The sequence below is a fragment of the Acidovorax sp. GW835-FHT14G06 genome (genome assembly GCF_058793595.1).
Genome location: NZ_JBXAGA010000020.1, coordinates 24,397 through 44,130, shown reverse-complemented (window position 1 = coordinate 44,130; position 19,734 = coordinate 24,397). Strand labels below are relative to the sequence as shown.

The following is a 19,734-nucleotide window of genomic DNA, read 5'->3' as shown; positions in this document are numbered from 1 at the left end:
GAAGGTCTGCGCTTCGCTATCCGCGAAGGTGGCCGTACTGTGGGCGCTGGCGTCGTGGCCAAGATCATTGCTTAATTCATAAGCAGAAAAGGAACTTGCCATGTCCAAGCAAAAAATCCGCATCCGCCTGAAGGCGTTTGACTACAAGCTGATCGATCAGTCCGCTGCCGAGATCGTTGACACCGCCAAGCGCACAGGCGCCATCGTCAAGGGTCCCGTGCCCCTGCCGACACGCATGAAGCGTTTCGACATCCTGCGCTCGCCGCACGTCAACAAGACCAGTCGCGACCAGCTGGAAATCCGCACGCACCAGCGTCTGATGGACATCGTGGACCCAACGGACAAGACCGTGGACGCCCTGATGAAGCTCGACCTGCCAGCCGGCGTGGACGTCGAAATCAAGCTGCAGTGATGTAGCAATGGCTGCTGTGGGGCGGGCTTGCCTGCCTTGCAGTGACTGAAATAACGCGAACTTGCTTGAAAAAGCAGTTCGCGTTATACTTTAGGGCTTCGCTCGATTTGCGCCCGTTAAACGGTGTGCGTCAGCGGAGTTTTATTAACCTTCTTTCATACACGCAAGCGAGAGCCTGCGAAAACGCCGTAGCCAATTGAAGTTGCGGCGGTGAGAGTTTTGGAGAAAACCAATGAGTCTGAGCAACTCCCTCGGGTTGCTGGGTCGCAAAGTGGGCATGATGCGTCTGTTCACCGATGATGGGGACGCAGTGCCTGTCACGGTGGTGGATGTGTCCAACAACCGCGTTACCCAGGTCAAAACCCAAGAGAACGATGGCTACGTGGCCCTGCAGGTCACGTTCGGTTCGCGCAAAGCATCGCGCGTGACCAAGCCAGAAGCCGGCCACCTTGCCAAGGCAGGTGTGGAAGCCGGTGAAATCATCCAGGAATTCCGCGTGACCGCAGAAACCGCTGGCAAGTATGCCGCTGGTGCTGCAGTGCCTGTGGCTGATGTTTTTGCTGTCGGCCAGAAGGTGGACGTGCAAGGCACCTCCATCGGTAAGGGCTACGCCGGTACCATCAAGCGTCACAACATGAGCTCGCAGCGCGCGTCGCACGGTAACAGCCGTTCGCACAACGTGCCTGGCTCGATCGGTATGGCACAAGACCCAGGTCGCGTGTTCCCCGGCAAGCGCATGACGGGCCACCTCGGCGATGTCACCAAGACCACGCAAAACCTCGATGTCATTCGCATCGACGAAGCGCGTCAACTGCTCTTGATCAAGGGTGCAATCCCGGGCTCCAAGGGTGGGTTCGTGACCGTGCGTCCCGCAGTCAAGGCCAAACCTTCTAAAGGAGCGAACTAATGCAGCTCGAACTCCTGAATGACCAAGGCCAGGGCGCATCCAAGTTGGATGTTCCTGAAACCGTGTTCGGTCGTGAATACAACGAAGATCTGGTGCACCAGATCGTGGTGGCCTATCAGGCCAACGCACGCCAAGGCACTCGCGCCCAGAAGGACCGCGAGCAAGTCCGTCACTCGACCAAGAAGCCTTTCAAGCAAAAGGGTACGGGTAACGCACGTGCAGGTATGACTTCCTCGCCTCTGTGGCGTGGGGGTGGTCGGATTTTCCCGAACATGCCTGACGAAAATTTCACGCAGAAGATCAACAAGAAGATGTACCGCGCCGGTATGTCTGCCATCTTGTCGCAGCTGGCCCGCGAAGGCCGTCTGGCTGTGGTCGATTCGCTCAAGCTTGACTCGCCTAAGACCAAGGTCCTGGCTGACAAGTTCAAGGCGATGAACCTGCAATCGGTGATGGTGATTGCCGACGAAGTGGACGAAAACCTGTACCTGGCTTCGCGCAATCTGGTGAACGTGCTCGTCGTTGAGCCCCGTTACGCTGATCCCGTGTCGCTGGTGCGTTTCAAGAAAGTGCTCGTCACCAAGGGTGCAATCGACAAACTCAAGGAGATGTTCGCATGAGCACACTCAAGTTTGACGAAGGTCGTCTGATGCAAGTGCTGGTCGCTCCCATCGTGTCCGAAAAGGCCACCATGGTTGCCGAGAAGTCCAATGCAGTGACGTTCAAGGTGCTGCAGAACGCTACCAAGCCCGAAATCAAGGCCGCTGTGGAATTGATGTTCAAGGTGGAAGTCAAGGGCGTTTCTGTGGTGAACACCAAAGGCAAGACCAAGCGTTTCGGCAAGACCGTCGGCCGCCGCGACAACGTTCGCAAGGCATACGTCACGCTGCAGCCAGGTCAAGAGCTGAACCTCTCCGGGGAGGCCGCGTAATCATGGCTGTCGTTAAGATGAAACCTACCTCGCCCGGCCAACGTGCTGTGGTGAAGGTCACGCGTGACCACCTGTACAAGGGTGAAGCGTACGCCCCCCTGCTGGAGCCACAATTCCAGAAGGCCGGTCGTAACAACAACGGTCACATCACCACCCGTCACAAGGGCGGTGGTCACAAGCACCACTACCGTGTGGTGGACTTCAAGCGCAACAAGGACGGTATTCCGGCCAAGGTTGAGCGCATTGAGTACGATCCCAACCGTACGGCCCACATCGCTCTGGTGTGCTATGCCGACGGCGAGCGTCGCTACATCATCGCTCCCCGCAACCTGGAAGTGGGCGCAACCCTGCTGTCCGGTTCGGAAGCTCCGATCCGCGCAGGCAACACGCTGCCTATCCGCAATATCCCCGTGGGTTCGACCATCCACTGCATCGAGCTCAAGCCCGGTGCCGGTGCTCAGATCGCCCGCTCGGCTGGTGCTTCGGCAACGCTGCTGGCCCGCGAAGGCGTTTACGCTCAAGTGCGTATGCGCTCTGGCGAAGTGCGCAAGATTCACATCGAATGCCGCGCCACCATCGGTGAAGTGGCCAACGAAGAGCACAGCCTGCGCCAACTGGGCAAGGCCGGCGTGAAGCGCTGGATGGGTATTCGCCCTACGGTTCGTGGCGTGGCCATGAACCCTGTGGATCACCCTCACGGTGGTGGCGAAGGCCGCACCGGCGAAGGCCGCCATGCAGTCGATCCTTGGGGCAATCTCACCAAGGGTTATCGCACCCGTAACAACAAGCGCACACAGATCATGATCGTGTCGCGTCGCAAGAAGTAAGGGGTAACAGATGACTCGCTCTCTCAAAAAGGGTCCATTTGTTGACCATCACTTGCTGGCCAAGGTCGAAAAGGCCGTTGCCACCAAGGACAAGAAACCAGTCAAGACCTGGTCGCGTCGCTCCATGGTTCTGCCCGAGTTCATCGGTCTGACCATTGCCGTGCACAACGGCAAGCAACACGTGCCGGTCTATGTCACCGACCAGATGGTGGGCCACAAGCTGGGCGAATTCGCCCTGACGCGCACCTTCAAGGGTCACCCCGCTGACAAAAAAGCGAAGAAGTAAGGAACGACCATGTCTGAAACACGTGCAGTCCTCCGGGGCGTCCGTCTGTCGGTCGACAAGGGCCGTCTGGTCGCCGACCTGATCCGCGGCAAGAAAGTGGACCAGGCTCTGAACATCCTGAACTTCACGCAGAAAAAAGCTGCGGGAATCGTCAAGAAGGTTCTGGAGTCGGCCATCGCCAACGCCGAACACAACGATGGCGCTGACATCGACGAACTGAAGGTCAAGACCATCTACGTCGAACAAGGCACCACGCTCAAGCGCTTCACCGCGCGCGCCAAAGGCCGCGGCAACCGCATCAGCAAGCCCACGTGCCATGTGTACGTGACGGTTGGCAACTAAAGGCTCGGGAAGACTATGGGACAGAAAATCCATCCTACCGGCTTCCGCCTTGCGGTCAGCCGCAACTGGTCCAGCCGTTGGTACGCCAGCAACCGCGATTTCGCGGGCATGCTGGCCGAAGACATCAAGGTGCGCGAGTACCTGAAGGCCAAGCTCAAGAACGCGGCTGTGTCGCGCATCCTGATCGAGCGTCCTGCCAAGAACGCCCGCATCACCATTTACTCGGCACGTCCTGGTGTGGTGATCGGCAAGAAGGGTGAAGACATCGAGAACCTGAAGAAGGAACTCGCTGCTCGCCTGGGCGTGCCGGTCGCAGTGAACATCGAAGAAGTGCGTAAGCCTGAAATCGATGCCAAGCTGATCGCCGACAGCATCACGCAACAGCTCGAAAAGCGCATCATGTTCCGCCGCGCCATGAAGCGCGCCATGCAGAACGCCATGCGTCTGGGTGCCCAGGGCATCAAGATCATGTCGTCCGGTCGTCTGAACGGTATCGAAATCGCTCGCTGCGAGTGGTACCGTGAAGGCCGCGTGCCACTTCACACGCTGCGTGCGGACATCGACTACGGTACCTCTGAAGCCAAGACCACCTACGGTGTGATCGGCGTCAAGGTCTGGGTCTACAAGGGTGACACGCTGGGCCGCAATGACCTGCCCGCCGTGGAAACGCCTCGTCCAGACGAAGAGCGCCGCCCACGCGGCCCACGCCGTGATGGCCGCCCAGGTGGCGATCGTCCAGGCGCAGGCCGTGGCCCACGTCGTCCTGTCGGTGGTAACGCCGCTCCGGCCGACGGCAGCGACAAGCCAGCGGAAGCTGGTGGCGCTGATAACACCGCCGTTAAGCGCGTACGCAAAGTCGCCGCGCCCGCTACAGCAGCGGACGGTAAAGGAGAATAAAGATGCTGCAACCTGCTCGCCGTAAATACCGCAAGGAGCAAAAGGGCCGTAACACTGGCGTCGCAACACGGGGTGCCTCCGTTGCGTTCGGTGATTTCGGTCTGAAGTGCACCGATCGTGGCCGTCTGACGGCCCGCCAGATCGAAGCTGCACGCCGTGCGATTTCCCGTCACGTCAAGCGTGGCGGCCGTATCTGGATCCGTGTGTTCCCGGACAAGCCAATCTCTACCAAGCCCGCAGAAGTGCGTATGGGTAACGGTAAGGGCAACCCCGAGTACTACGTGGCCGAAATCCAGCCCGGCAAGATCGTGTTCGAGATCGTCGGCGTGCCCGAAGAACTGGCCCGCGAAGCGTTCCGCCTGGCTGCTGCCAAGCTGCCGCTGCGCACCACGTTCGTCAGCCGTCACCTTGGCGCGTAATTCAGGAGACCATGAAAATGACCAAAGCTACTGAACTGCGCCAAAAAGACGTTGCCGGCATCGAAGCCGAAATCAAGGCCCTGCAAAAGGCCCATTTCGGCCTGCGCATGCAAAAGGCTACGCAGCAACTGGGTAACACCAACACGCTGCGCACCACCCGCCGTGATATCGCACGTGCCAAGACCATCCTTGCTGAAAAGCAAGCCGCCAAGTAAGGAGCCCATATGACGGAACCTAAAAAATCCCTCAAGCGCACCTTGATTGGCAAGGTGGTCAGCGACAAGCGTCAAAAGACTGTGACCGTGCTCGTCGAGCGTCGTGTGAAGCACGAGCTCTACGGCAAGATCGTTGCGAAGTCGAGCAAGTACCACGCCCATGATGAAAAGGGCGAGTACAAGCTGGGCGACGTGATCGAAATCACCGAGAGCCGTCCGCTCTCCAAGACCAAGAACTGGGTGGCTACCCGTTTGGTGCAAAAGGCTGGCCTGCTGTAAGCAGCAGCCCATGCCTGCTCTGTGGGCGCAAGCCCCTGGGCAGCAAAGCCCTTCAAAACGACCCACAATGTGGGTCGTTTTGCTTTGTGGGCCTCCCTTTTGTGCACACGCTACACAGTGCCCAAGAGAAGCTTGGCGAGGCACGGCGTTCTCGGGTTCCAACACCCCATCCCAACATCCCTAGGAGAAAACAATGATCAAAGTCGGTGACACCCTGCCCGCAGCCACGCTGATGGAATATTCCGAAGTCGAGGGCGAAGGCTGCAGCATTGGGCCAAATCCCGTAGCGGTGGACAAGGCCACGGCAGGCAAGACGATTGCCCTGTTTGCATTGCCTGGCGCCTTCACCCCCACCTGCTCGGCCAAGCATGTTCCCGGCTATGTGGAGAAGGTTGCCGAGTTCAAGGCGGCTGGTGTGGATGAGATCTGGTGCGTGAGCGTGAACGACGCTTTTGTGATGGGCGCCTGGGCGCGTGACCAGAAGACCGATGGCAAGGTGCGCATGCTGGGCGACGGCAGCGCCGCCTTCGCGCAAGCCACGGGCCTGACTCTGGACCTGACCTCCAAGGGCATGGGCCTGCGCAGCAACCGCTATTCGATGCTGGTGCGCGATGGCAAGGTGGTGACGCTCAACGTCGAAGCGCCAGGCAAGTTTGAAGTGAGCGATGCCGACACGCTGCTGGCGCAGGCCAAGGCGTGACATATCACGTTCACTGCTATTGAATAGATAGCTGCCGGCGCATGTAAATCATGCGCTGGCGCCTCAAATGATCAAAAAATATCGACCTTGAGGTAATGCGCCCCCGGTATGGGGTTGTGGTAGTAGGGCGGGATTTCCTCGAAGCCCAGATCGGTATACAGCGCGCGGGCCGACTCCATATCGTCCAGGGTGTCGAGCAATACGCAGGCGTAACCGGCCTGCCGCGCCCGGTCCAGCATGGCCTCGGCCAGTTCGCGGCCCAGGCCAAAGCCCCGAAATGCCTTGCGCACATACAGCCGCTTCATTTCACTGGCGTTGGGGTAATCGGCGTTGTCCAGCGGGCGCAGGGCACAACAGCCGGCCAGGGCGCCTTCCACTTCTGCGACCAGCAGGGCGCCACGGGGTTCGGCGTAGTCGCCAGGCAACTGCGCCAGTTCGGACTCAAAGTCCTGAAAACACAAATCGACGCCCAGCGTGCAGGCGTACTCGCGAAAGATGTCTCTGACCGCGTCCCACTCCGCAGGCGAGGAGGGGGTTCTCAGGGAGATGGAGGGCTTGTCCAAAGCGCAGGGCGTGCAAACGAGGGAGTCGCCAGTGTAGCGACTTCGGTCAGAACGCCGGTGCTGCCAGTGACGACACCCACCAGGCCAGGCCCCCGCTCAGGGCCAGCACCACCAATGCCATGATGCGGCTCAGGGTGTCGTCCCGCGAAGGCGCCGCCGCCTCGGGCAGCGTCTTGTCGCCGTCCAGCATGGGGCGAATGAGCTGCTGCTTGCGCACGCGCACATAAAAGATGATGGCCAGCACGTGCACTGCCACCAGCCCCAGCACCAGAAACTGCCCGATGTCCTTGTGGTAGCTCGTAGCCAGACCCACGACGGCGTTCGAGACATATTGGGTCAACGGTCCGGCAAAGGCGATCTCGTCGTCGCTCAGCAAACCCGTGCCCACCTGGGCTGCCAGCACGGCCAGCAGCACGAACACCGACAACGCGCCCAGCGGGCTGTGTCCGATGCCGTCCTCAGGATGTGGCGCGCCACGCAGGTACCGCAGCAGCCGTGCCGGCGAGTACAGGAATGCCGAAAAGCGCGACCAGCGGCCCCCCACCAACCCCCAGACAGTGCGGAACACGAGCAATGCCAGCACCGTGTAGCCCAGACGGAAGTGCCAGACCATGGCATTGCCCCCCACATTGGCGGTGATGACCAGTGCCACGATGCTGACCGCCAGGGCCCAATGAAAAATGCGGGTTGGTAGGTCCCAGATGCGTACGGTGTGCTGCGTCATGGTGGTCGAAGGCGGTGCGCCGAAGTGAGGGATGGATGAAGAGATATGCGGCATTGTGCGACAGGGCGGCCGGACCTGTAACCTCCCAGCCACAGCACAACTGCGCTCAAACCGGCATACTGCGCAGGCTTGGAAGGCACCATTCTGTTCCACCCACGAAAAAGGAAGTTCCGATGAAAGCATTTGCTGCGTTGACCCTGGCGGCTGCGGCCCTGACCCTGTCCGCCCCCGCCTCCGCCCAATTTGCCAAAGCCGAAGATGCCATCAAATACCGCCAGAGTGCGCTGTTTGTGATGGGCCAGCACTTCGGCCGCCTGGGCGCCATGGCCAACGGCCGTGTGCCTTTCGACGCCAAGGTGGCGCAAGAGAACGCCGATATCGTGGCCCACATGGCAAAGCTGCCATGGGCAGGTTTTGGCCCGGGCACCGACAAGGGCGCACCCACCAAGGCACTGCCAGAAATCTGGACCGAGCAAGCCAAGTTCAAGGACCATGCCGAGAAGCTCGAAGCAGAGGCCGTGAAACTTGCCGCTGCGGCCAAGACGGGTAACCTCGACAATCTCAAGACCGCTTTCGGCGCTACGGCGGGCACCTGCAAGGCCTGCCACGACAGCTTCCGCGCGAAGTGACGGAAACAGCGGGAGAAGCTTGTTGCTCTGCTTTTTGTAGCAATTCAGGCATGAGTCACTAACGCAAAAGGCCAATTTCTTCCGAAATTGGCCTTTTTTGTGCCCGGGGCGGGCTGTGGTCCATGGTGGGGCGTTGTATTCGCCCTGCTTCTCAGGTTTCCGCCAACAGCTTCTCGATCAGCTGGTGCAGCTCCGGGAAATTGGGGGCGCCCACATAGGTCTTCACGATCTCGCCCCGCTTGTTCACGATGAACGTGGAGGGCGTCAGGCGCACATCGCCCCAGGCCTTGGCCACACTGCCGGTGTTGTCGATGGCCACCTGGAAAGGCAGCTTGCGTGTCTCTGCAAAGTTCACCACGTAGCTGGGTGGGTCGTAGCTCATGGCCACAGCCAGGGTATCAAAGCCTTTGCTGTTGTACTTGTTGTAAGTCGCGACGATCTCTGGCATCTCGGCCACACAGGTCGTGCAGCTCGTGGCCCAGAAGTTGACCAGTGTGACCTTGCCTTTCAGGTCGGCGGTGGATTTGCTGGAGCCGTCCAGCAGCACGAAGGTCGATGCAGGCGCTTCGGCGCGGCCCGTGTCCAGGTACACATAGGCGCCCACAGCGGCAAACGCTGCCACCGCCACACCTGCTGCCCAATGCTTGATCGCCATGACTTCACCACCCATCCCAAAAAAACACGGGGCCTGTGCCCCACCCCACATTGTGCCGGAGCCGCCCGCTCGCGGCGCAAGCGGCGCCCGCAACACCAGGGCTGGACTCGACTTTCCCGCAAAAGTTCGCTGCAGAACGCAGGGCAGAGCCGACATCGGGGACTCTGCCGATAATGCCCCGATGAAATGGACATTGACCGGGGCCGCCGCCCTGCTGATTGCGGGCTGCAGCCCCGCACTGAATTGGCGCACCGTGCCGCTGCCCGAGGCGGACCTGACCATCACCCTGCCGTGCAAGCCCGACCACGCCACCCGCACCGTGGAGCTGGCCGGTGCGCCGGTAGAGCTGTCCATGGTGGGCTGCGATGCCGATGGCGCAACCTTTGCCGTATCCCATGCCGCGTTGGCCGACCCTGCCCAGGTGGGCGCAGCACTCACCCACTGGCGGGCTGCCATGCTGGCGCGCCTGGGGGCGGGGGCTGTAGCAGGGGCCCAAGACGTTTCCTATACGCCGCGCGGCACCTTGCCCCTGCCGCAGTCGGTGCGTACCGTGGCCCAGGGTCAGCGCCCCGACGGCACCGCGGTCACGGCGCAGGCCGTGTGGTTTGCACGCGCGGCAGGGCCGCAGGTGCGGCTGTACCACGCCGTCGTCTACAGCGCCAAGCCCCGACCAGAAGTGGCCGACCAATTCTTCGCCGGCCTGGCGCTGCCATGAGCGGCGGCGTGTTGCCACGGCGGGCGGCCGTCATCGTCTTTCTGGCGTTTGCCTTTGCCTACTTTCTGTCCGCGCTGGTGCGTGCTGTCACGGCCACCCTGGCGCCCACGCTGGCCCAGGAGTTCTCGCTGCAGGCGCGGGACCTGGGGCTGCTGGCGGGCGGGTACTTTCTGGGCTTCTCTGCCACGCAGCTGCCTTTGGGCACCTGGCTGGACCGCCACGGCCCCAAGAAGGTCGCGCTGGGGTTCCTGGGCGTGGCCGTGGTGGGCAGCCTCGTGTTCTCAGCGGCCACGGGGTTCTCAGGGTTGCTCGCCGGGCGGGTCTTGTGTGGTGCGGGCGTCAGCGCCTGCCTGATGGCGCCGCTCACGGGCTATCGCCGCTGGCTGGAGCCGGTGGCGCAGATGCGGGCGAACTCGTGGATGCTGATGACGGGCTCGCTGGGCATGGTGGCCTCCACGCTGCCAGTGCAATGGGCGTTGCCGCTGGTGGGCTGGCGGCCACTGTTCTGGGGGCTGGCGGTATTGATCGCGTTGTCGATGGTGGTGATTGCTTTGTGGGTGCCGGTCTGGGGGTCGGCGGGGCAGTCCAAGGCAGCGCCCAACGCCGCAGAGGCCGTGCCCCAGGGCTATGGCGTGGTGTGGCGCCACCCCTACTTCCAGCGCCTCGCGCCGCTGGGGTTCTTCTGCTACGGCGGCATGGTGGCCATGCAGACGTTGTGGGCAGGGCCGTGGATGCAGCGCGTGGCGGGCTACACCGCCCTGGAGTCGGCGACGGGCCTGTTCTGGATCAACGTCTCCATGTTGTGCACCTTCTGGACCTGGGGCATGGTCAACCCCTGGCTGCTGCGCAAGGGGTTTGGTGCCGACCGCCTGATGGCCATGGGCCTGCCGCTGTGCCTGGTGGTGTTGCTGGGCATCATCCTGGCGGGGCCCCAGGCCGGGGGCGGCGCCTGGGCCTTGTTCTGTGTGTCTTGCACCTTTGTGTCGCTGTCGCAGCCTGCCGTGGCCATGGCGTTTCCGCAGGCGCTGGCAGGGCGTGCACTGTCGGCCTACAACCTCGTGATTTTTGCGGGCGTGTTTGTGGTGCAGTGGGGGATCGGCCTGGCGGTGGACGCCTTTGCGGCTGCCGGACTGGCCACGGTGCAGGCCTTTCAGGCGGCCATGGCGGTGTACCTGGCGTGCAACGCCGGCGCCTATGCGTGGTTCGTGTTGCGAGGGCGGCGCCATAATGTGCTGACAACCCCCACACCATGAACACTTGCGCAACCATCGATGCAACCACCGGCGGCCTCTTCATGACCTGCCCTTCGTTGATACCCGCGTGGCGTAAGTCGTGACCATGAGCCCCACCAGCATCCTCATCATTGCCCACGCCCCACTGGCCCACGCGCTGCGTGAATGTGCGCTGCACGTGTTTGCCGACTGCGGCAGCAGCGTGGCTGCGCTCGACGTGCAGCCCAACCAGCCCCCCGAAGAATCGCTGGCCCAGGCTCGCATCATGCTGGACCAGTTGGGCACCGACACCACCCTGGTGCTGACCGATGTGTTCGGCGCCACGCCCTGCAACGTGGCGCAGCGCCTGGTAGACGGCGTGCGCTCGCGCCTGGTGACGGGCGTCAACCTGCCGATGCTGTTGCGCGCCGTGAGTTACCGGGCTGAGCCGCTCGATTCCGTGGTGACCCGCGCCGTGGTGGGGGGCACCCAAGGGGTGATGCAGGTGGCCATTTCCGCGCCGCAGAACCAGAACCGCCGTAACCGACATGATCAAGACTCGTACGACCATCAGCAATAAACTGGGCTTGCACGCCCGCGCTTCGGCCAAGCTCACCAAGCTGGCCGGCAGCTTCCCGTGTGACGTTTTCATGAGCAAGGGAGAGCGCCGCATCAACGCCAAGAGCATCATGGGCGTGATGATGCTGGCCGCCGGCCTGGGCTCCGAGGTGGAGCTGGAAACCAACGGCGACCGCGAACAGGAGGCCATGGACGCTCTGCTGGCGCTCATCGCCGACAAATTTGGCGAGGGTGAGTGAACCTGCCAGCTCCGCCCGAGTTCTGACCCCGTTGAACCTTTGATGACACCACCATGACCTTCTCCGTCCACGGCCTCGCAGTCGCACGCGGCATTGCCATTGGCCGGGCCGTGCTGGTGGCGTCCAGCCGCGTGGATGTGGCGCATTACTTTGTCGAGCCCGCGCAGGTCGAAGGCGAAATCGAGCGCGTACGCCAGGGCCGCAATGCCGTGGTCGAGGAGCTGCAGCGCCTGCAGACCGACATGCCGGCCGACGCGCCGCACGAGCTGACCGCGCTGCTGGACGTGCACCTGATGCTGCTGCAGGACGAAGCTCTCACGGGCGGCGTCAAACACTGGATCACCGAGCGCCTGTACAACGCCGAGTGGGCGCTCACCACCCAGCTTGAGGTGATTGCGCGCCAGTTCGACGAGATGGAGGACGAGTACTTGCGCGAGCGCAAGGCGGACCTGGAGCAGGTGGTTGAACGCATCCTGCGCTACATGAAAGGCGTGGCCAGCCCGGTGGCACCACCGGCCAGCAGCCCGCGCCGCAAGACACAGCAAGATTTGCTGCTGGACGACACGGTGGATGTGCCCCTGGTGCTGGTGGCGCACGACCTCTCGCCCGCCGACATGCTGCAGTTCAAACAAAGCGTGTTCGCGGGCTTTGTGACGGACGTGGGCGGCAAGACCAGCCACACCGCCATCGTCGCGCGCAGCATGGACATCCCCGCCGTGGTGGGCGCGCGTGCCGCCAGCCAGCTGGTGCGCCAGGACGACTGGGTCATCATCGACGGCGATGCGGGCGTGGTCATCGTCGATCCCTCGCCCATCATCCTGGCCGAATACGGATTTCGCCAGCGCCAGGTCGAACTGGAGCGCGAACGCCTGGCGCGCCTGCGCCACACGCCTGCCATCACCATCGACGGCCACAAGATCGAGCTGCTGGCCAACATCGAGCAGCCCGGTGACGCCGCCGCCGCCGTGCGCGCAGGCGCCGTGGGCGTGGGGCTGTTCCGCAGCGAATTTCTGTTCATGGGCAAAAGCGGCAACCTGCCCGGCGAGGACGAGCAGTACCGCGCCTACTGTGAGGCCATCGACGGCATGCAGGGCTTGCCAGTCACCATCCGCACCATTGATGTGGGCGCGGACAAGCCGCTGGACAACAAGGCCCACAAGGACAGCTACCTGAACCCGGCCCTGGGCCTGCGCGCCATTCGCTGGAGCCTGGCCGACCCGGCCATGTTCCGCACCCAGCTGCGCGCCGTGCTGCGGGCCGCTGCACATGGCAAGGTGAACCTGCTGTTTCCGATGCTCGCGCACACGCACGAGATCCAGCAAACCCTGGCCCAGGTGGACCTGGCCCGAGGCGAGCTGGATGCGCGTGGCGAGCCCTACGGTCCGGTGCAGCTGGGCGCGATGATCGAGGTACCTGCCGCCGCACTCATGGTGCGCACCTTCCTCAAGTATTTCGATTTCCTCTCGATCGGCACCAACGACCTGATCCAGTACACCCTGGCCATCGACCGCGCCGACGAGGCCGTGGCCCACCTGTACGACCCGCTGCACCCCGCGGTGTTGCGCTTGGTGAGCGATGTGATCGCCGAGGGCGAACGCCAGGGCAAGAGCGTGTGCGTGTGTGGCGAAACTGCCGGTGACGTGACCATGACCCGCCTGTTGCTAGGTTTGGGCTTGCGCAGCTTTTCGATGCACCCTGCACAGATCCTGGCCGTCAAGCAGGAGGTGTTGCGCGCCGACACGCGCAAGCTCGCACCGTGGGCGCAGCAGGTGCTGGAAGGCGACGAACCTGCCGTGCTGTTGACAGCCTGAGGGTTTGCGGGATCGTTGGCTACTATCAAAATTGATAGCTGCCAAGGCATATTTTTCCAGCGCTACTGGCCAATTGGGCTGATTTTTTCCGTCAGCGTGCCCGCATCCCCATCACGGCCGCGCTGATGATCATTGCGGTGGCGAGTGCAATGCTCCAGGTGAAGGCGCGCCCACTCACCAGAATCAGCAGCGCGGTGGACGCCAGTGGCGTGATGTAGCTCAGGATGCCGATGTGCCGGGCGTCCCCCAGTTTGAGCGCCCTGTCCCACATAAAAAACGACGCCCCCAGCGGCCCCAGGCCCAACACTGCGAGCAGCCCCCAGTCGCGCGGCTGCAGCGCCACAGCGGGCTCCAGCAGCACATGGCACAGCAGCGACAGCACGCCGGACACCAGTCCGAACAGGCCGATGGCCGTGGTCGGGAACGCTGCCACGCGTTTGGTCAGCAGCGAATAGGTGGCCCAGATGAGAGCCGCCGCCAGAGCGGGCAGGTAGCCCCAGGCCAGCGTGCCACTCAGCTCGCGTCCACCCGCAATCGCAATGGCTGCGCCCCCAAAACCCAGCAGCGCCGCCAGCACATGCGGCAGGCGCAGCGCCACACCGGGCAGCACCACCGGCGAGAGCACCACGATGAACAGCGGCCAGAGGTAGTTGACCAGGTTGGCCTCCACCGGCGGGGCATGGCGCAGCGCGATGAACAGCAGGAAGTGGTACGCAAACAGACCGTACACGCCCAGCGCCAGCGTGCGCAGCGGGATGCGCCACTGCGATGGGTCACGCAGCACAAACGGCCAGGCCGGCACGCTGCCAATGATGAGCGCAACACCCGTGAGCAGGAAGGGCGGAATGTGGGTGAGTGACACCCCCAGTGAGGCGAGAGAGGCCCACAGCGCAATGGCGCCCAGGGCGTAGAAGTTGGCTTGCATGGCACCGAGCTTACGCCCGCCCGCCCTCGAAAATCGTCGCGCAACGCTGGTGTACCGTCGCGCGCCAAGGTTGTTGGATGGTCTTCAGCGGTCTGCCTGCGTCATCTGTGATGCTCAGCTCGGCGCAGCGCAGCCGTAAGGGCCGAGGGCGAGCGGTAGCCCGTGCGCCGCGCCACCTCCGCCACTGCCATGCCAGTGCCCCGCAGCAGCCGCGCCTGTGCCAGGCGCTGGCCCCGTAGCCAGGCCATGGCACCCACGCCGTGGTCGTCCCGGCAGCGAGCGGCAAACTGGCTGGGGCTCAGGTGCACCTGCGCCGCCAGGTCGGCCACGGTCAGTTCACGGTGCCACTGCTGCGCCGCCCATTGCTGCAGTGCGGGCCAGTCGATGGTGCGGCGGCGAGTGGGGCCGGGCATGGAAAGGTGGGAACGGGGGCTGCCGAGCCAGGCCTCCAGCAACAGCGCAGAGCCGTAGGTTTGTGCCAGCGGGCGGTCTTGTTGCAGTGCGCTCGCCAGATAGTGCGCCAGTGGTAGTGCATCGGCGGGTGGTTTGGTCGAGCGGCGTTGGCCGGTACAGCGCGCCCAGTCGGGGTGTGCGCTGTCGAGCACCAGGCACAGGCTGCCACGGGACGATTCAAAGTCGTGCCGATCACCCGGGGCAATCACACAGCCGCCGCCGGGTGCCACGCTCACGCAACGGCCAGCCACCTCCAGGTCCAGGGCCCCGGAGAGTCCCAGTAGGATTTGGAAATGGTCATGGCTGTGACTGCCCGGCGACGCGCCGTAGCGGCGCAGGGAGAGTTGGTCTGGAGTGTCCATGGAGGCGGTTCGATTCCGGATTTTGCTGCAAATGGAGTTCAGGCTCAGATTGGTGTCGGCGGCATGCCCTTCGCCAGACCTGCCATTTAGTGCTTCGCGGTTTGAATTTATGTTGCTAGAGTGAATTCGAACATTGAGCAACAAGGAATTCATATGGTTTCAAATGCAGGTGTGGTGCCGCCTGCAGAGCTTGCAGGGGGCAGTCCCGACGAGTTGTTGTCGTGCCTGCTCATCGTGGCCAAGGCCCATGGCTTGCCGTCTACCCCCGAGGCGGTGATGGCAGGCCTGCCTGCGGAGCAGCACCGGCTCACGCCCGGTCTGTTTGCGCGTGCGGCGCGTCGGGCGCACATGAGCAGCCGGATGGTGCGCGAGCCCCTGGCGCGGGTCAAGGATGTTTTGTTGCCGGCGGTTTTGCTGCTGCAGGGCGAGCGCGCCTGCGTGCTGCTGGGCTGGAGCGAGGGGCGCAGCGAGGCGCTGGTGGTGTTGCCCGAGCTGGGCGATGCGCCCATCCAGGTGTCGCGTGCGGCGCTGGAAGCGGACTATCTGGGGACCACGGTGTATGTACGCCCGTCCCAAAGGTTCGATGCGCGGGCGCCGCAGGTGAAGGCGGGGCGGCATGGGCACTGGTTCTGGTCCGTGCTGGCAGAAAACCATGGCCTGTACCGCGATGTGCTGCTGGCCGCGCTGCTGGCCAACCTGTTCGCCCTGGGTATGCCCATATTCACGATGAACGTGTACGACCGCGTGGTGCCCAACAACGCGGTCGATACCCTATGGGTGCTGGCGCTGGGTCTGTCCATCATGCTGGTGGGCGACCTGGTGCTCCGCACCCTGCGGGGCCGGTTTGTGGACCTGGCCAGCAGCCGTGCAGACGTGAAGCTGTCGGCTCACATCATGGAGAAGGTGCTGGGCACGCGCATGGAGCAGCGGCCCGCGTCGGCGGGGTCGTTTGCTTCGAACCTGCGGTCTTTCGAGTCGGTACGGGACTTCATCAGCTCGGCCTCTGTGGTGGCGTTCATCGACCTGCCCTTTGCGTTGATCTTTGTCGTTGTGATTGGCTGGATTTCCTGGCCCATGCTGGTCCCGCTGCTGATCGGGGCCCTGGTGATGCTGCTCTATGCCCTGGCGGTGCAGGGGCGCATGCACGAGCTGTCTGAAACCACCTACCGCGCGGGGGCACAGCGCAACGCCACGCTCGTGGAGGCGCTGGTGGGCTTCGAGACCGTGAAGGCGCTGGGCGCCGAGGCGCCGCTGCAGCGCAAGTGGGAGCGAAGCACGGCGCTGCTGGCGCGGGTAGGTGTGCAGCTGCGCCTGCTCTCGGCCACGGCCAGCAACAGCTCGGCCTTTCTGCAGCAGCTCATCAACCTGGTGATCGTGATCCTGGGCGTGTACATGATTGGCGAGCGCCAGCTGACCATGGGCGGTTTGATTGCCTGCACGATGCTGGCCTCGCGCGCCATGGCGCCGGTGGGGCAGGTAGCGGGACTGCTGGTGCAGTACCACACGGCATCTACTGCGCTGACCTCGCTCAACGAAATGATGAAGCGCGAGGTGGACAGGCCGGAGGGGGCCAATTTCATCAGCCGGGGGCGGCTGCAGGGGGGCATCGAGTTCCGCGACGTGAGCTTTACCTACCCGGGCCAGCAGTCGGCGTCGCTGCGCAATGTGACGCTGAACATCAAACCCGGGGAGCGTGTGGCCATCCTGGGGCGCATCGGCTCGGGCAAGACCACGCTGCAGAAGCTGATCCTGGGGTTGTACCGGCCCACGTCGGGTGCTGTGCTCATCGACGGGATCGACCTGCGCCAGCTGGACCCCGCCGAGCTGCGGCGGCAGATGGGCTATGTGCAGCAGGATGTGATGCTGTTCTATGGCTCGCTGCGCGACAACATTACGCTGGGGGCGCCTCTGGCCGATGACGAGGCGGTAGTGCGCGCGGCCGAGATCGGGGGCATCCTGCCGCTCATCAATGCCCACCCGCAGGGGTTCGACATGCTGGTGGGAGAGCGCGGGGAGTCGCTATCTGGGGGGCAGCGCCAGGGCGTTTCCATTGCCCGCGCCGTGATCAACGATCCGGCCGTTCTGCTGCTGGATGAGCCCACATCGTCCATGGACCATTCGAGCGAAGAAGACATAAAGCGCCGCTTGGCCGATTTCTCCAAGGGTCGCACGTTGGTGCTCATCAGCCACCGCACATCGCTGCTGGAGCTGGTGGACCGCATCATCGTGATGGATGCTGGCCGTGTAGTGGCCGACGGGCCCAAGGAGCAGGTGGTGCAGGCCCTGCGGCAGGGTCGCATCGGAAAGGCGGTGTGATATGGCGGAGCTCAACGAGAAAGCCTTCCACCAGATTGGCCGTGCCGTCAAGACGGGCGGGGTGGCCAGCGACTCCATCTTCGGCCGCATGGTCAAGCGGCTCACGCCTGCAGGGACCGCTGAGTCGCTGGACTGGGCTGATGATGCCGATTGGGCGCGCCTGCAGCAGGAGCCACTGCGCGCGCGCGCGCTGTTGCGGCTCGCAGTTCTGTTTCTGCTGCTGCTGGTGCTCTGGGCCGCGTATGCCGAGTTGGACGAGGTGACGCGGGGCGACGGCAAGGTGGTGCCAACCAGCCAGGTGCAGGTGATCCAGAGCGTGGATGGCGGCATCGTGGAGGAGTTGCCCGTGCGCGAGGGGCAGGTCGTGGAGGCCGGCCAGCTGCTGCTGCGGGTGGATTCCACCCGCTTCATGTCCACCATGCTTGAAAGCCGGGCCAGCCTGCTGGCCCTCCAGGCCAAAGCCTTGCGCCTGCAGGCGCTGACGCAAGGGGGCAGCTTCATCCCGCCGCCCGAGCTTCTGCGTGATGCGCCGGATATCGTGGCGCAGGAGATGCGCTTGTACCGATCGCGGCGTGAAGAGATCAGCGCACAGGTGTCCATTTCGCAGAACCAGCTGATGCAGCGGCAGCAGGAACTCAATGAAGTGCGCGCGCGCAAGGAGCAGGCCGAACGGGGGCTGGAGCTCATGCTGAAGGAACTCAATGCCACCAAACCCATGGTGGCCACGGGTGCCGTTTCTGAAGTGGAGGTGCTGAGGCTCGACCGCGAAGTGGCAAGGCTGCGCGGTGACCGCGAGCAGGCGGATGCGCAGATTTCAAGGGTCCAGGCGGCCATCCAGGAGGCCACCAGGCGCATCGAGGAGGTGCAGCTCACGGCGCGCAACCAGATGAGTGCGGAGCTGTCGGAGACTATGAGCAAGCTCTCGAGCATGTCGGAAGGCGGCCGCGCGCTGGCCGACAAGGTCAAGCACGCCGACATCCGCTCGCCTGTGCGTGGCACGGTCAAGCGCCTTTTGGTCAATACCGTGGGGGGGGTGGTGCAGCCGGGCAAGGAGGTGGTGGAAATCGTGCCATCGGATGACGCGCTGATCCTGGAGGCACAGGTGAGTCCCCGCGATATTGCTTTTTTGCACCCGGGTCAGGAGGCCATGGTCAAGTTCACTGCCTACGATTTCTCTATATATGGAGGGCTGGTGGCTGATGTGGTGAATATCAGTGCCGATTCGGTGGTTGATGAAAAGGGCAACGCCAACTACTTGGTGCGTGTGCGCACGCGCAAGGCCAGTCTCGGGCCGAATCTGCCCATCATTCCCGGGATGGTGGCGCAGGTGGACATTTTGACAGGCAAGAAGACCGTATTGGCCTATCTTCTCAAGCCCGTGCTGCGAGCCAAGGCCAACGCCTTGTCGGAGAGGTGAAATCCATGCGCCACTACTTGGCCAGCGATACAGTACAGCCGTCGGACCGCTGGTGTACGGCGTTCCCTTTTGGGATTTTTTTTGGTAAAGCGGACAGGCCTGCGCTGATGGAGGTTTTACGAAAGGCTGATGGAGCGCCAACCATAGCTTGGCTGAGCACAGAGTATTCCGATTGGCCAGAGCTGCTTCGGGCCGTGCTTGTACAAGCACCCTCCACCCGCGTGGTGGTTGTGTCCGGCATGCCTGACGACCGAGAAGGCTTGCGTGCTATCAATGAGGGAGCTAGGGCGTATTGCCACCTCTTTGCCGTCCCCGAAATGCTGATGGAGGTGGCCGTGGTAGTCCAGCATGGCGGTCTGTGGGTGGGGCCGACGCTGGTGGCACGACTGGCGGCCGCCACCTGGAGCCTGACGGCCTCGCAGGCCTCGCTGCCGTGTCAGGAAGATCTGCAGCGGTTGCTTTCCTCTCGCGAGCTGGAGGTGGCCCAGGCTGTCGCCCGCGGGCTCTCGAACAAGGAAATTGCCGAGAGGCTCTTTATTTCTGAGCGGACGGTAAAGGCCCATCTCGGATCCGCCTTTGAAAAGCTCCATGTGCGTGACCGCGTGCAACTGGTGCTCCGCCTCAATCAAGGGGCCAATGGCCATGTCTGATAAAAACATCCATCCTTTGAGTTCTTCGGACGCGGGGCTGGCCCGCGTCACGGAGGACCTGATCGAATTGTTGATCGCACGGGGCGTCATCCGTTTCACGGACTTGCCACTGGCTGCGCAGAACAAGTTGCTGGAGCGCAAGGAGACCCGTGCGCGGCTTGGTAATAGTCTGGATCTATTGGGCGACGATTCGGGCAACGAAACAATTTGAGCGCCCAGGGGCGTCGAGCTCCAAATGTGGACCTAAGTCCAATGGTGAGCCACAGACCC

Annotated in this window: 28 protein-coding genes; 23 read left to right on the top strand and 5 right to left on the bottom strand. The window is 63.1% G+C overall.

Annotated features, from left to right (window positions below):
* From AC1Q64_RS23670 to AC1Q64_RS23610, 13 genes are all read left to right on the top strand, one after another.
* Window positions 1-75: EF-Tu C-terminal domain-related protein (locus tag AC1Q64_RS23670; RefSeq protein WP_198556962.1), on the top strand; the 75-nt coding region annotated here is incomplete at its 5' end.
* 25 nt (window positions 76-100) lie between these two features.
* A complete protein-coding gene (rpsJ, locus tag AC1Q64_RS23665) occupies window positions 101-412 on the top strand; it encodes a 30S ribosomal protein S10 (protein WP_005796953.1) in 312 nt (103 codons plus the stop codon).
* 232 nt (window positions 413-644) lie between these two features.
* Entirely contained in the window at window positions 645-1,319 is a 675-nt protein-coding gene (rplC, locus tag AC1Q64_RS23660) for a 50S ribosomal protein L3 (RefSeq protein WP_291436614.1), read from the top strand.
* Entirely contained in the window at window positions 1,319-1,939 is a 621-nt protein-coding gene (rplD, locus tag AC1Q64_RS23655; protein WP_008906425.1) for a 50S ribosomal protein L4, read from the top strand. Before rplC ends, rplD begins: the two co-directional genes overlap by 1 nt.
* The gene (rplW, locus tag AC1Q64_RS23650) at window positions 1,936-2,250 is read left to right on the top strand and encodes a 50S ribosomal protein L23 (protein ID WP_007847815.1); all 315 of its coding nucleotides are present in this window, start codon (window positions 1,936-1,938) and stop codon (window positions 2,248-2,250) included. The genes rplD and rplW overlap by 4 nt, the downstream gene beginning before the upstream one ends.
* A gap of 2 nt (window positions 2,251-2,252) precedes the next feature.
* Window positions 2,253-3,077, top strand: coding sequence for a 50S ribosomal protein L2 (rplB, locus tag AC1Q64_RS23645; RefSeq protein WP_008906426.1), 825 nt, complete (start codon window positions 2,253-2,255; stop codon window positions 3,075-3,077).
* A gap of 10 nt (window positions 3,078-3,087) precedes the next feature.
* Entirely contained in the window at window positions 3,088-3,363 is a 276-nt protein-coding gene (gene rpsS / locus AC1Q64_RS23640) for a 30S ribosomal protein S19 (protein WP_010467177.1), read from the top strand.
* A gap of 9 nt (window positions 3,364-3,372) precedes the next feature.
* On the top strand, window positions 3,373-3,705 hold the full coding sequence (gene rplV / locus AC1Q64_RS23635; RefSeq protein ID WP_007847806.1) for a 50S ribosomal protein L22: 333 nt from the start codon (window positions 3,373-3,375) through the stop codon (window positions 3,703-3,705).
* Between the two features lie 15 nt (window positions 3,706-3,720).
* Window positions 3,721-4,602, top strand: a complete 882-nt coding sequence (gene rpsC, locus AC1Q64_RS23630; protein ID WP_291436593.1) for a 30S ribosomal protein S3 — start codon at window positions 3,721-3,723, stop codon at window positions 4,600-4,602.
* A 2-nt stretch (window positions 4,603-4,604) separates the two neighbouring features.
* A complete protein-coding gene (gene rplP, locus AC1Q64_RS23625) occupies window positions 4,605-5,021 on the top strand; it encodes a 50S ribosomal protein L16 (RefSeq protein WP_015012190.1) in 417 nt (138 codons plus the stop codon).
* A gap of 17 nt (window positions 5,022-5,038) precedes the next feature.
* Window positions 5,039-5,236, top strand: coding sequence for a 50S ribosomal protein L29 (rpmC, locus tag AC1Q64_RS23620; protein WP_015012191.1), 198 nt, complete (start codon window positions 5,039-5,041; stop codon window positions 5,234-5,236).
* Between the two features lie 9 nt (window positions 5,237-5,245).
* Window positions 5,246-5,515 carry a 30S ribosomal protein S17 gene (rpsQ, locus tag AC1Q64_RS23615; protein ID WP_015012192.1) on the top strand — a complete coding sequence of 90 codons (270 nt, stop codon included), beginning with the start codon at window positions 5,246-5,248 and terminating at the stop codon, window positions 5,513-5,515.
* A 193-nt stretch (window positions 5,516-5,708) separates the two neighbouring features.
* Window positions 5,709-6,215, top strand: a complete 507-nt coding sequence (locus AC1Q64_RS23610) for a peroxiredoxin (protein WP_492252980.1) — start codon at window positions 5,709-5,711, stop codon at window positions 6,213-6,215.
* 71 nt (window positions 6,216-6,286) lie between these two features.
* On the opposite strand, the gene AC1Q64_RS23605 is transcribed toward AC1Q64_RS23610, so the two are convergent.
* Both AC1Q64_RS23605 and AC1Q64_RS23600 read right to left on the bottom strand, forming a co-directional pair.
* On the bottom strand, window positions 6,287-6,778 hold the full coding sequence (locus AC1Q64_RS23605) for a GNAT family N-acetyltransferase (protein WP_291436579.1): 492 nt from the start codon (window positions 6,776-6,778) through the stop codon (window positions 6,287-6,289).
* A 46-nt stretch (window positions 6,779-6,824) separates the two neighbouring features.
* Window positions 6,825-7,502: a cytochrome b/b6 domain-containing protein gene (locus tag AC1Q64_RS23600; protein ID WP_492252979.1), complete on the bottom strand. Its 678-nt coding sequence runs from the start codon at window positions 7,500-7,502 to the stop codon at window positions 6,825-6,827.
* A 173-nt stretch (window positions 7,503-7,675) separates the two neighbouring features.
* Between AC1Q64_RS23600 and AC1Q64_RS23595 the strand changes: the two genes are divergently transcribed.
* Window positions 7,676-8,131: a c-type cytochrome gene (locus AC1Q64_RS23595; RefSeq protein WP_492252978.1), complete on the top strand. Its 456-nt coding sequence runs from the start codon at window positions 7,676-7,678 to the stop codon at window positions 8,129-8,131.
* A 151-nt stretch (window positions 8,132-8,282) separates the two neighbouring features.
* Here AC1Q64_RS23595 and AC1Q64_RS23590 read toward each other — a convergent pair whose 3' ends face one another.
* Entirely contained in the window at window positions 8,283-8,786 is a 504-nt protein-coding gene (locus AC1Q64_RS23590; protein ID WP_291436573.1) for a TlpA disulfide reductase family protein, read from the bottom strand.
* A gap of 181 nt (window positions 8,787-8,967) precedes the next feature.
* Here AC1Q64_RS23590 and AC1Q64_RS23585 point away from each other — a divergent pair, with 181 nt between their 5' ends.
* From AC1Q64_RS23585 to ptsP, 5 genes are all read left to right on the top strand, one after another.
* Window positions 8,968-9,501 carry a hypothetical protein gene (locus AC1Q64_RS23585; RefSeq protein ID WP_291436572.1) on the top strand — a complete coding sequence of 178 codons (534 nt, stop codon included), beginning with the start codon at window positions 8,968-8,970 and terminating at the stop codon, window positions 9,499-9,501.
* Window positions 9,498-10,754 carry an MFS transporter gene (locus AC1Q64_RS23580; protein ID WP_291436570.1) on the top strand — a complete coding sequence of 419 codons (1,257 nt, stop codon included), beginning with the start codon at window positions 9,498-9,500 and terminating at the stop codon, window positions 10,752-10,754. Before AC1Q64_RS23585 ends, AC1Q64_RS23580 begins: the two co-directional genes overlap by 4 nt.
* 85 nt (window positions 10,755-10,839) lie before the next feature.
* Window positions 10,840-11,292 carry a PTS sugar transporter subunit IIA gene (locus tag AC1Q64_RS23575; protein ID WP_291436569.1) on the top strand — a complete coding sequence of 151 codons (453 nt, stop codon included), beginning with the start codon at window positions 10,840-10,842 and terminating at the stop codon, window positions 11,290-11,292.
* Window positions 11,261-11,530 (top strand): HPr family phosphocarrier protein, encoded by a 270-nt coding sequence (locus AC1Q64_RS23570; protein WP_056058887.1) that lies wholly within the window; start codon window positions 11,261-11,263, stop codon window positions 11,528-11,530. Before AC1Q64_RS23575 ends, AC1Q64_RS23570 begins: the two co-directional genes overlap by 32 nt.
* A 53-nt stretch (window positions 11,531-11,583) precedes the next feature.
* Window positions 11,584-13,341: a phosphoenolpyruvate--protein phosphotransferase gene (ptsP, locus tag AC1Q64_RS23565; RefSeq protein ID WP_492252977.1), complete on the top strand. Its 1,758-nt coding sequence runs from the start codon at window positions 11,584-11,586 to the stop codon at window positions 13,339-13,341.
* Window positions 13,342-13,432: 91 nt separating this feature from the next.
* Here the strand turns inward: ptsP and AC1Q64_RS23560 are convergent, their stop codons facing one another.
* The gene (locus AC1Q64_RS23560) at window positions 13,433-14,266 is read right to left on the bottom strand and encodes a DMT family transporter (RefSeq protein ID WP_492252976.1); all 834 of its coding nucleotides are present in this window, start codon (window positions 14,264-14,266) and stop codon (window positions 13,433-13,435) included.
* 101 nt (window positions 14,267-14,367) lie between these two features.
* The gene (locus AC1Q64_RS23555) at window positions 14,368-15,081 is read right to left on the bottom strand and encodes a helix-turn-helix domain-containing protein (RefSeq protein WP_492252975.1); all 714 of its coding nucleotides are present in this window, start codon (window positions 15,079-15,081) and stop codon (window positions 14,368-14,370) included.
* Between the two features lie 153 nt (window positions 15,082-15,234).
* Between AC1Q64_RS23555 and AC1Q64_RS23550 the strand changes: the two genes are divergently transcribed.
* From AC1Q64_RS23550 to AC1Q64_RS23535, 4 genes are read left to right on the top strand one after another with little or no spacing between them, the layout of a single operon-like run.
* Window positions 15,235-17,397, top strand: coding sequence for a type I secretion system permease/ATPase (locus AC1Q64_RS23550; protein ID WP_492252974.1), 2,163 nt, complete (start codon window positions 15,235-15,237; stop codon window positions 17,395-17,397).
* 1 nt (window position 17,398) lies between these two features.
* Window positions 17,399-18,814, top strand: coding sequence for an HlyD family type I secretion periplasmic adaptor subunit (locus tag AC1Q64_RS23545; protein WP_291436559.1), 1,416 nt, complete (start codon window positions 17,399-17,401; stop codon window positions 18,812-18,814).
* Window positions 18,815-18,819: 5 nt separating this feature from the next.
* On the top strand, window positions 18,820-19,464 hold the full coding sequence (locus tag AC1Q64_RS23540) for a response regulator transcription factor (RefSeq protein WP_291436557.1): 645 nt from the start codon (window positions 18,820-18,822) through the stop codon (window positions 19,462-19,464).
* Window positions 19,457-19,675 (top strand): hypothetical protein, encoded by a 219-nt coding sequence (locus AC1Q64_RS23535; RefSeq protein WP_291436555.1) that lies wholly within the window; start codon window positions 19,457-19,459, stop codon window positions 19,673-19,675. The genes AC1Q64_RS23540 and AC1Q64_RS23535 overlap by 8 nt, the downstream gene beginning before the upstream one ends.
* Window positions 19,676-19,734: the final 59 nt, after the last annotated feature.

Excerpts from the sequence above, each read along its gene's own strand:
- rplB (WP_008906426.1), top strand. The coding sequence starts at position 2,253 with ATGGCTGTCGTTAAGATGAAACCTACCTCGCCCGGCCAACGTGCTGTG.
- rplW (WP_007847815.1), top strand. The coding sequence starts at position 1,936 with ATGAGCACACTCAAGTTTGACGAAGGTCGTCTGATGCAAGTGCTGGTC.
- AC1Q64_RS23550 (WP_492252974.1), top strand. The coding sequence starts at position 15,235 with ATGGTTTCAAATGCAGGTGTGGTGCCGCCTGCAGAGCTTGCAGGGGGC.
- AC1Q64_RS23575 (WP_291436569.1), top strand. The coding sequence starts at position 10,840 with ATGAGCCCCACCAGCATCCTCATCATTGCCCACGCCCCACTGGCCCAC.
- AC1Q64_RS23590 (WP_291436573.1), bottom strand. The coding sequence starts at position 8,786 with ATGGCGATCAAGCATTGGGCAGCAGGTGTGGCGGTGGCAGCGTTTGCC.
- rplC (WP_291436614.1), top strand. The coding sequence starts at position 645 with ATGAGTCTGAGCAACTCCCTCGGGTTGCTGGGTCGCAAAGTGGGCATG.
- AC1Q64_RS23600 (WP_492252979.1), bottom strand. The coding sequence starts at position 7,502 with ATGACGCAGCACACCGTACGCATCTGGGACCTACCAACCCGCATTTTT.
- rplV (WP_007847806.1), top strand. The coding sequence starts at position 3,373 with ATGTCTGAAACACGTGCAGTCCTCCGGGGCGTCCGTCTGTCGGTCGAC.
- AC1Q64_RS23555 (WP_492252975.1), bottom strand. The coding sequence starts at position 15,081 with ATGGACACTCCAGACCAACTCTCCCTGCGCCGCTACGGCGCGTCGCCG.
- AC1Q64_RS23560 (WP_492252976.1), bottom strand. The coding sequence starts at position 14,266 with ATGCAAGCCAACTTCTACGCCCTGGGCGCCATTGCGCTGTGGGCCTCT.
- rplP (WP_015012190.1), top strand. The coding sequence starts at position 4,605 with ATGCTGCAACCTGCTCGCCGTAAATACCGCAAGGAGCAAAAGGGCCGT.
- rpsJ (WP_005796953.1), top strand. The coding sequence starts at position 101 with ATGTCCAAGCAAAAAATCCGCATCCGCCTGAAGGCGTTTGACTACAAG.
- rpsS (WP_010467177.1), top strand. The coding sequence starts at position 3,088 with ATGACTCGCTCTCTCAAAAAGGGTCCATTTGTTGACCATCACTTGCTG.
- rpsC (WP_291436593.1), top strand. The coding sequence starts at position 3,721 with ATGGGACAGAAAATCCATCCTACCGGCTTCCGCCTTGCGGTCAGCCGC.
- AC1Q64_RS23585 (WP_291436572.1), top strand. The coding sequence starts at position 8,968 with ATGAAATGGACATTGACCGGGGCCGCCGCCCTGCTGATTGCGGGCTGC.
- rpsQ (WP_015012192.1), top strand. The coding sequence starts at position 5,246 with ATGACGGAACCTAAAAAATCCCTCAAGCGCACCTTGATTGGCAAGGTG.
- AC1Q64_RS23540 (WP_291436557.1), top strand. The coding sequence starts at position 18,820 with ATGCGCCACTACTTGGCCAGCGATACAGTACAGCCGTCGGACCGCTGG.
- AC1Q64_RS23595 (WP_492252978.1), top strand. The coding sequence starts at position 7,676 with ATGAAAGCATTTGCTGCGTTGACCCTGGCGGCTGCGGCCCTGACCCTG.
- rplD (WP_008906425.1), top strand. The coding sequence starts at position 1,319 with ATGCAGCTCGAACTCCTGAATGACCAAGGCCAGGGCGCATCCAAGTTG.
- AC1Q64_RS23610 (WP_492252980.1), top strand. The coding sequence starts at position 5,709 with ATGATCAAAGTCGGTGACACCCTGCCCGCAGCCACGCTGATGGAATAT.
- AC1Q64_RS23580 (WP_291436570.1), top strand. The coding sequence starts at position 9,498 with ATGAGCGGCGGCGTGTTGCCACGGCGGGCGGCCGTCATCGTCTTTCTG.
- ptsP (WP_492252977.1), top strand. The coding sequence starts at position 11,584 with ATGACCTTCTCCGTCCACGGCCTCGCAGTCGCACGCGGCATTGCCATT.
- AC1Q64_RS23535 (WP_291436555.1), top strand. The coding sequence starts at position 19,457 with ATGTCTGATAAAAACATCCATCCTTTGAGTTCTTCGGACGCGGGGCTG.
- rpmC (WP_015012191.1), top strand. The coding sequence starts at position 5,039 with ATGACCAAAGCTACTGAACTGCGCCAAAAAGACGTTGCCGGCATCGAA.
- AC1Q64_RS23570 (WP_056058887.1), top strand. The coding sequence starts at position 11,261 with ATGATCAAGACTCGTACGACCATCAGCAATAAACTGGGCTTGCACGCC.
- AC1Q64_RS23545 (WP_291436559.1), top strand. The coding sequence starts at position 17,399 with ATGGCGGAGCTCAACGAGAAAGCCTTCCACCAGATTGGCCGTGCCGTC.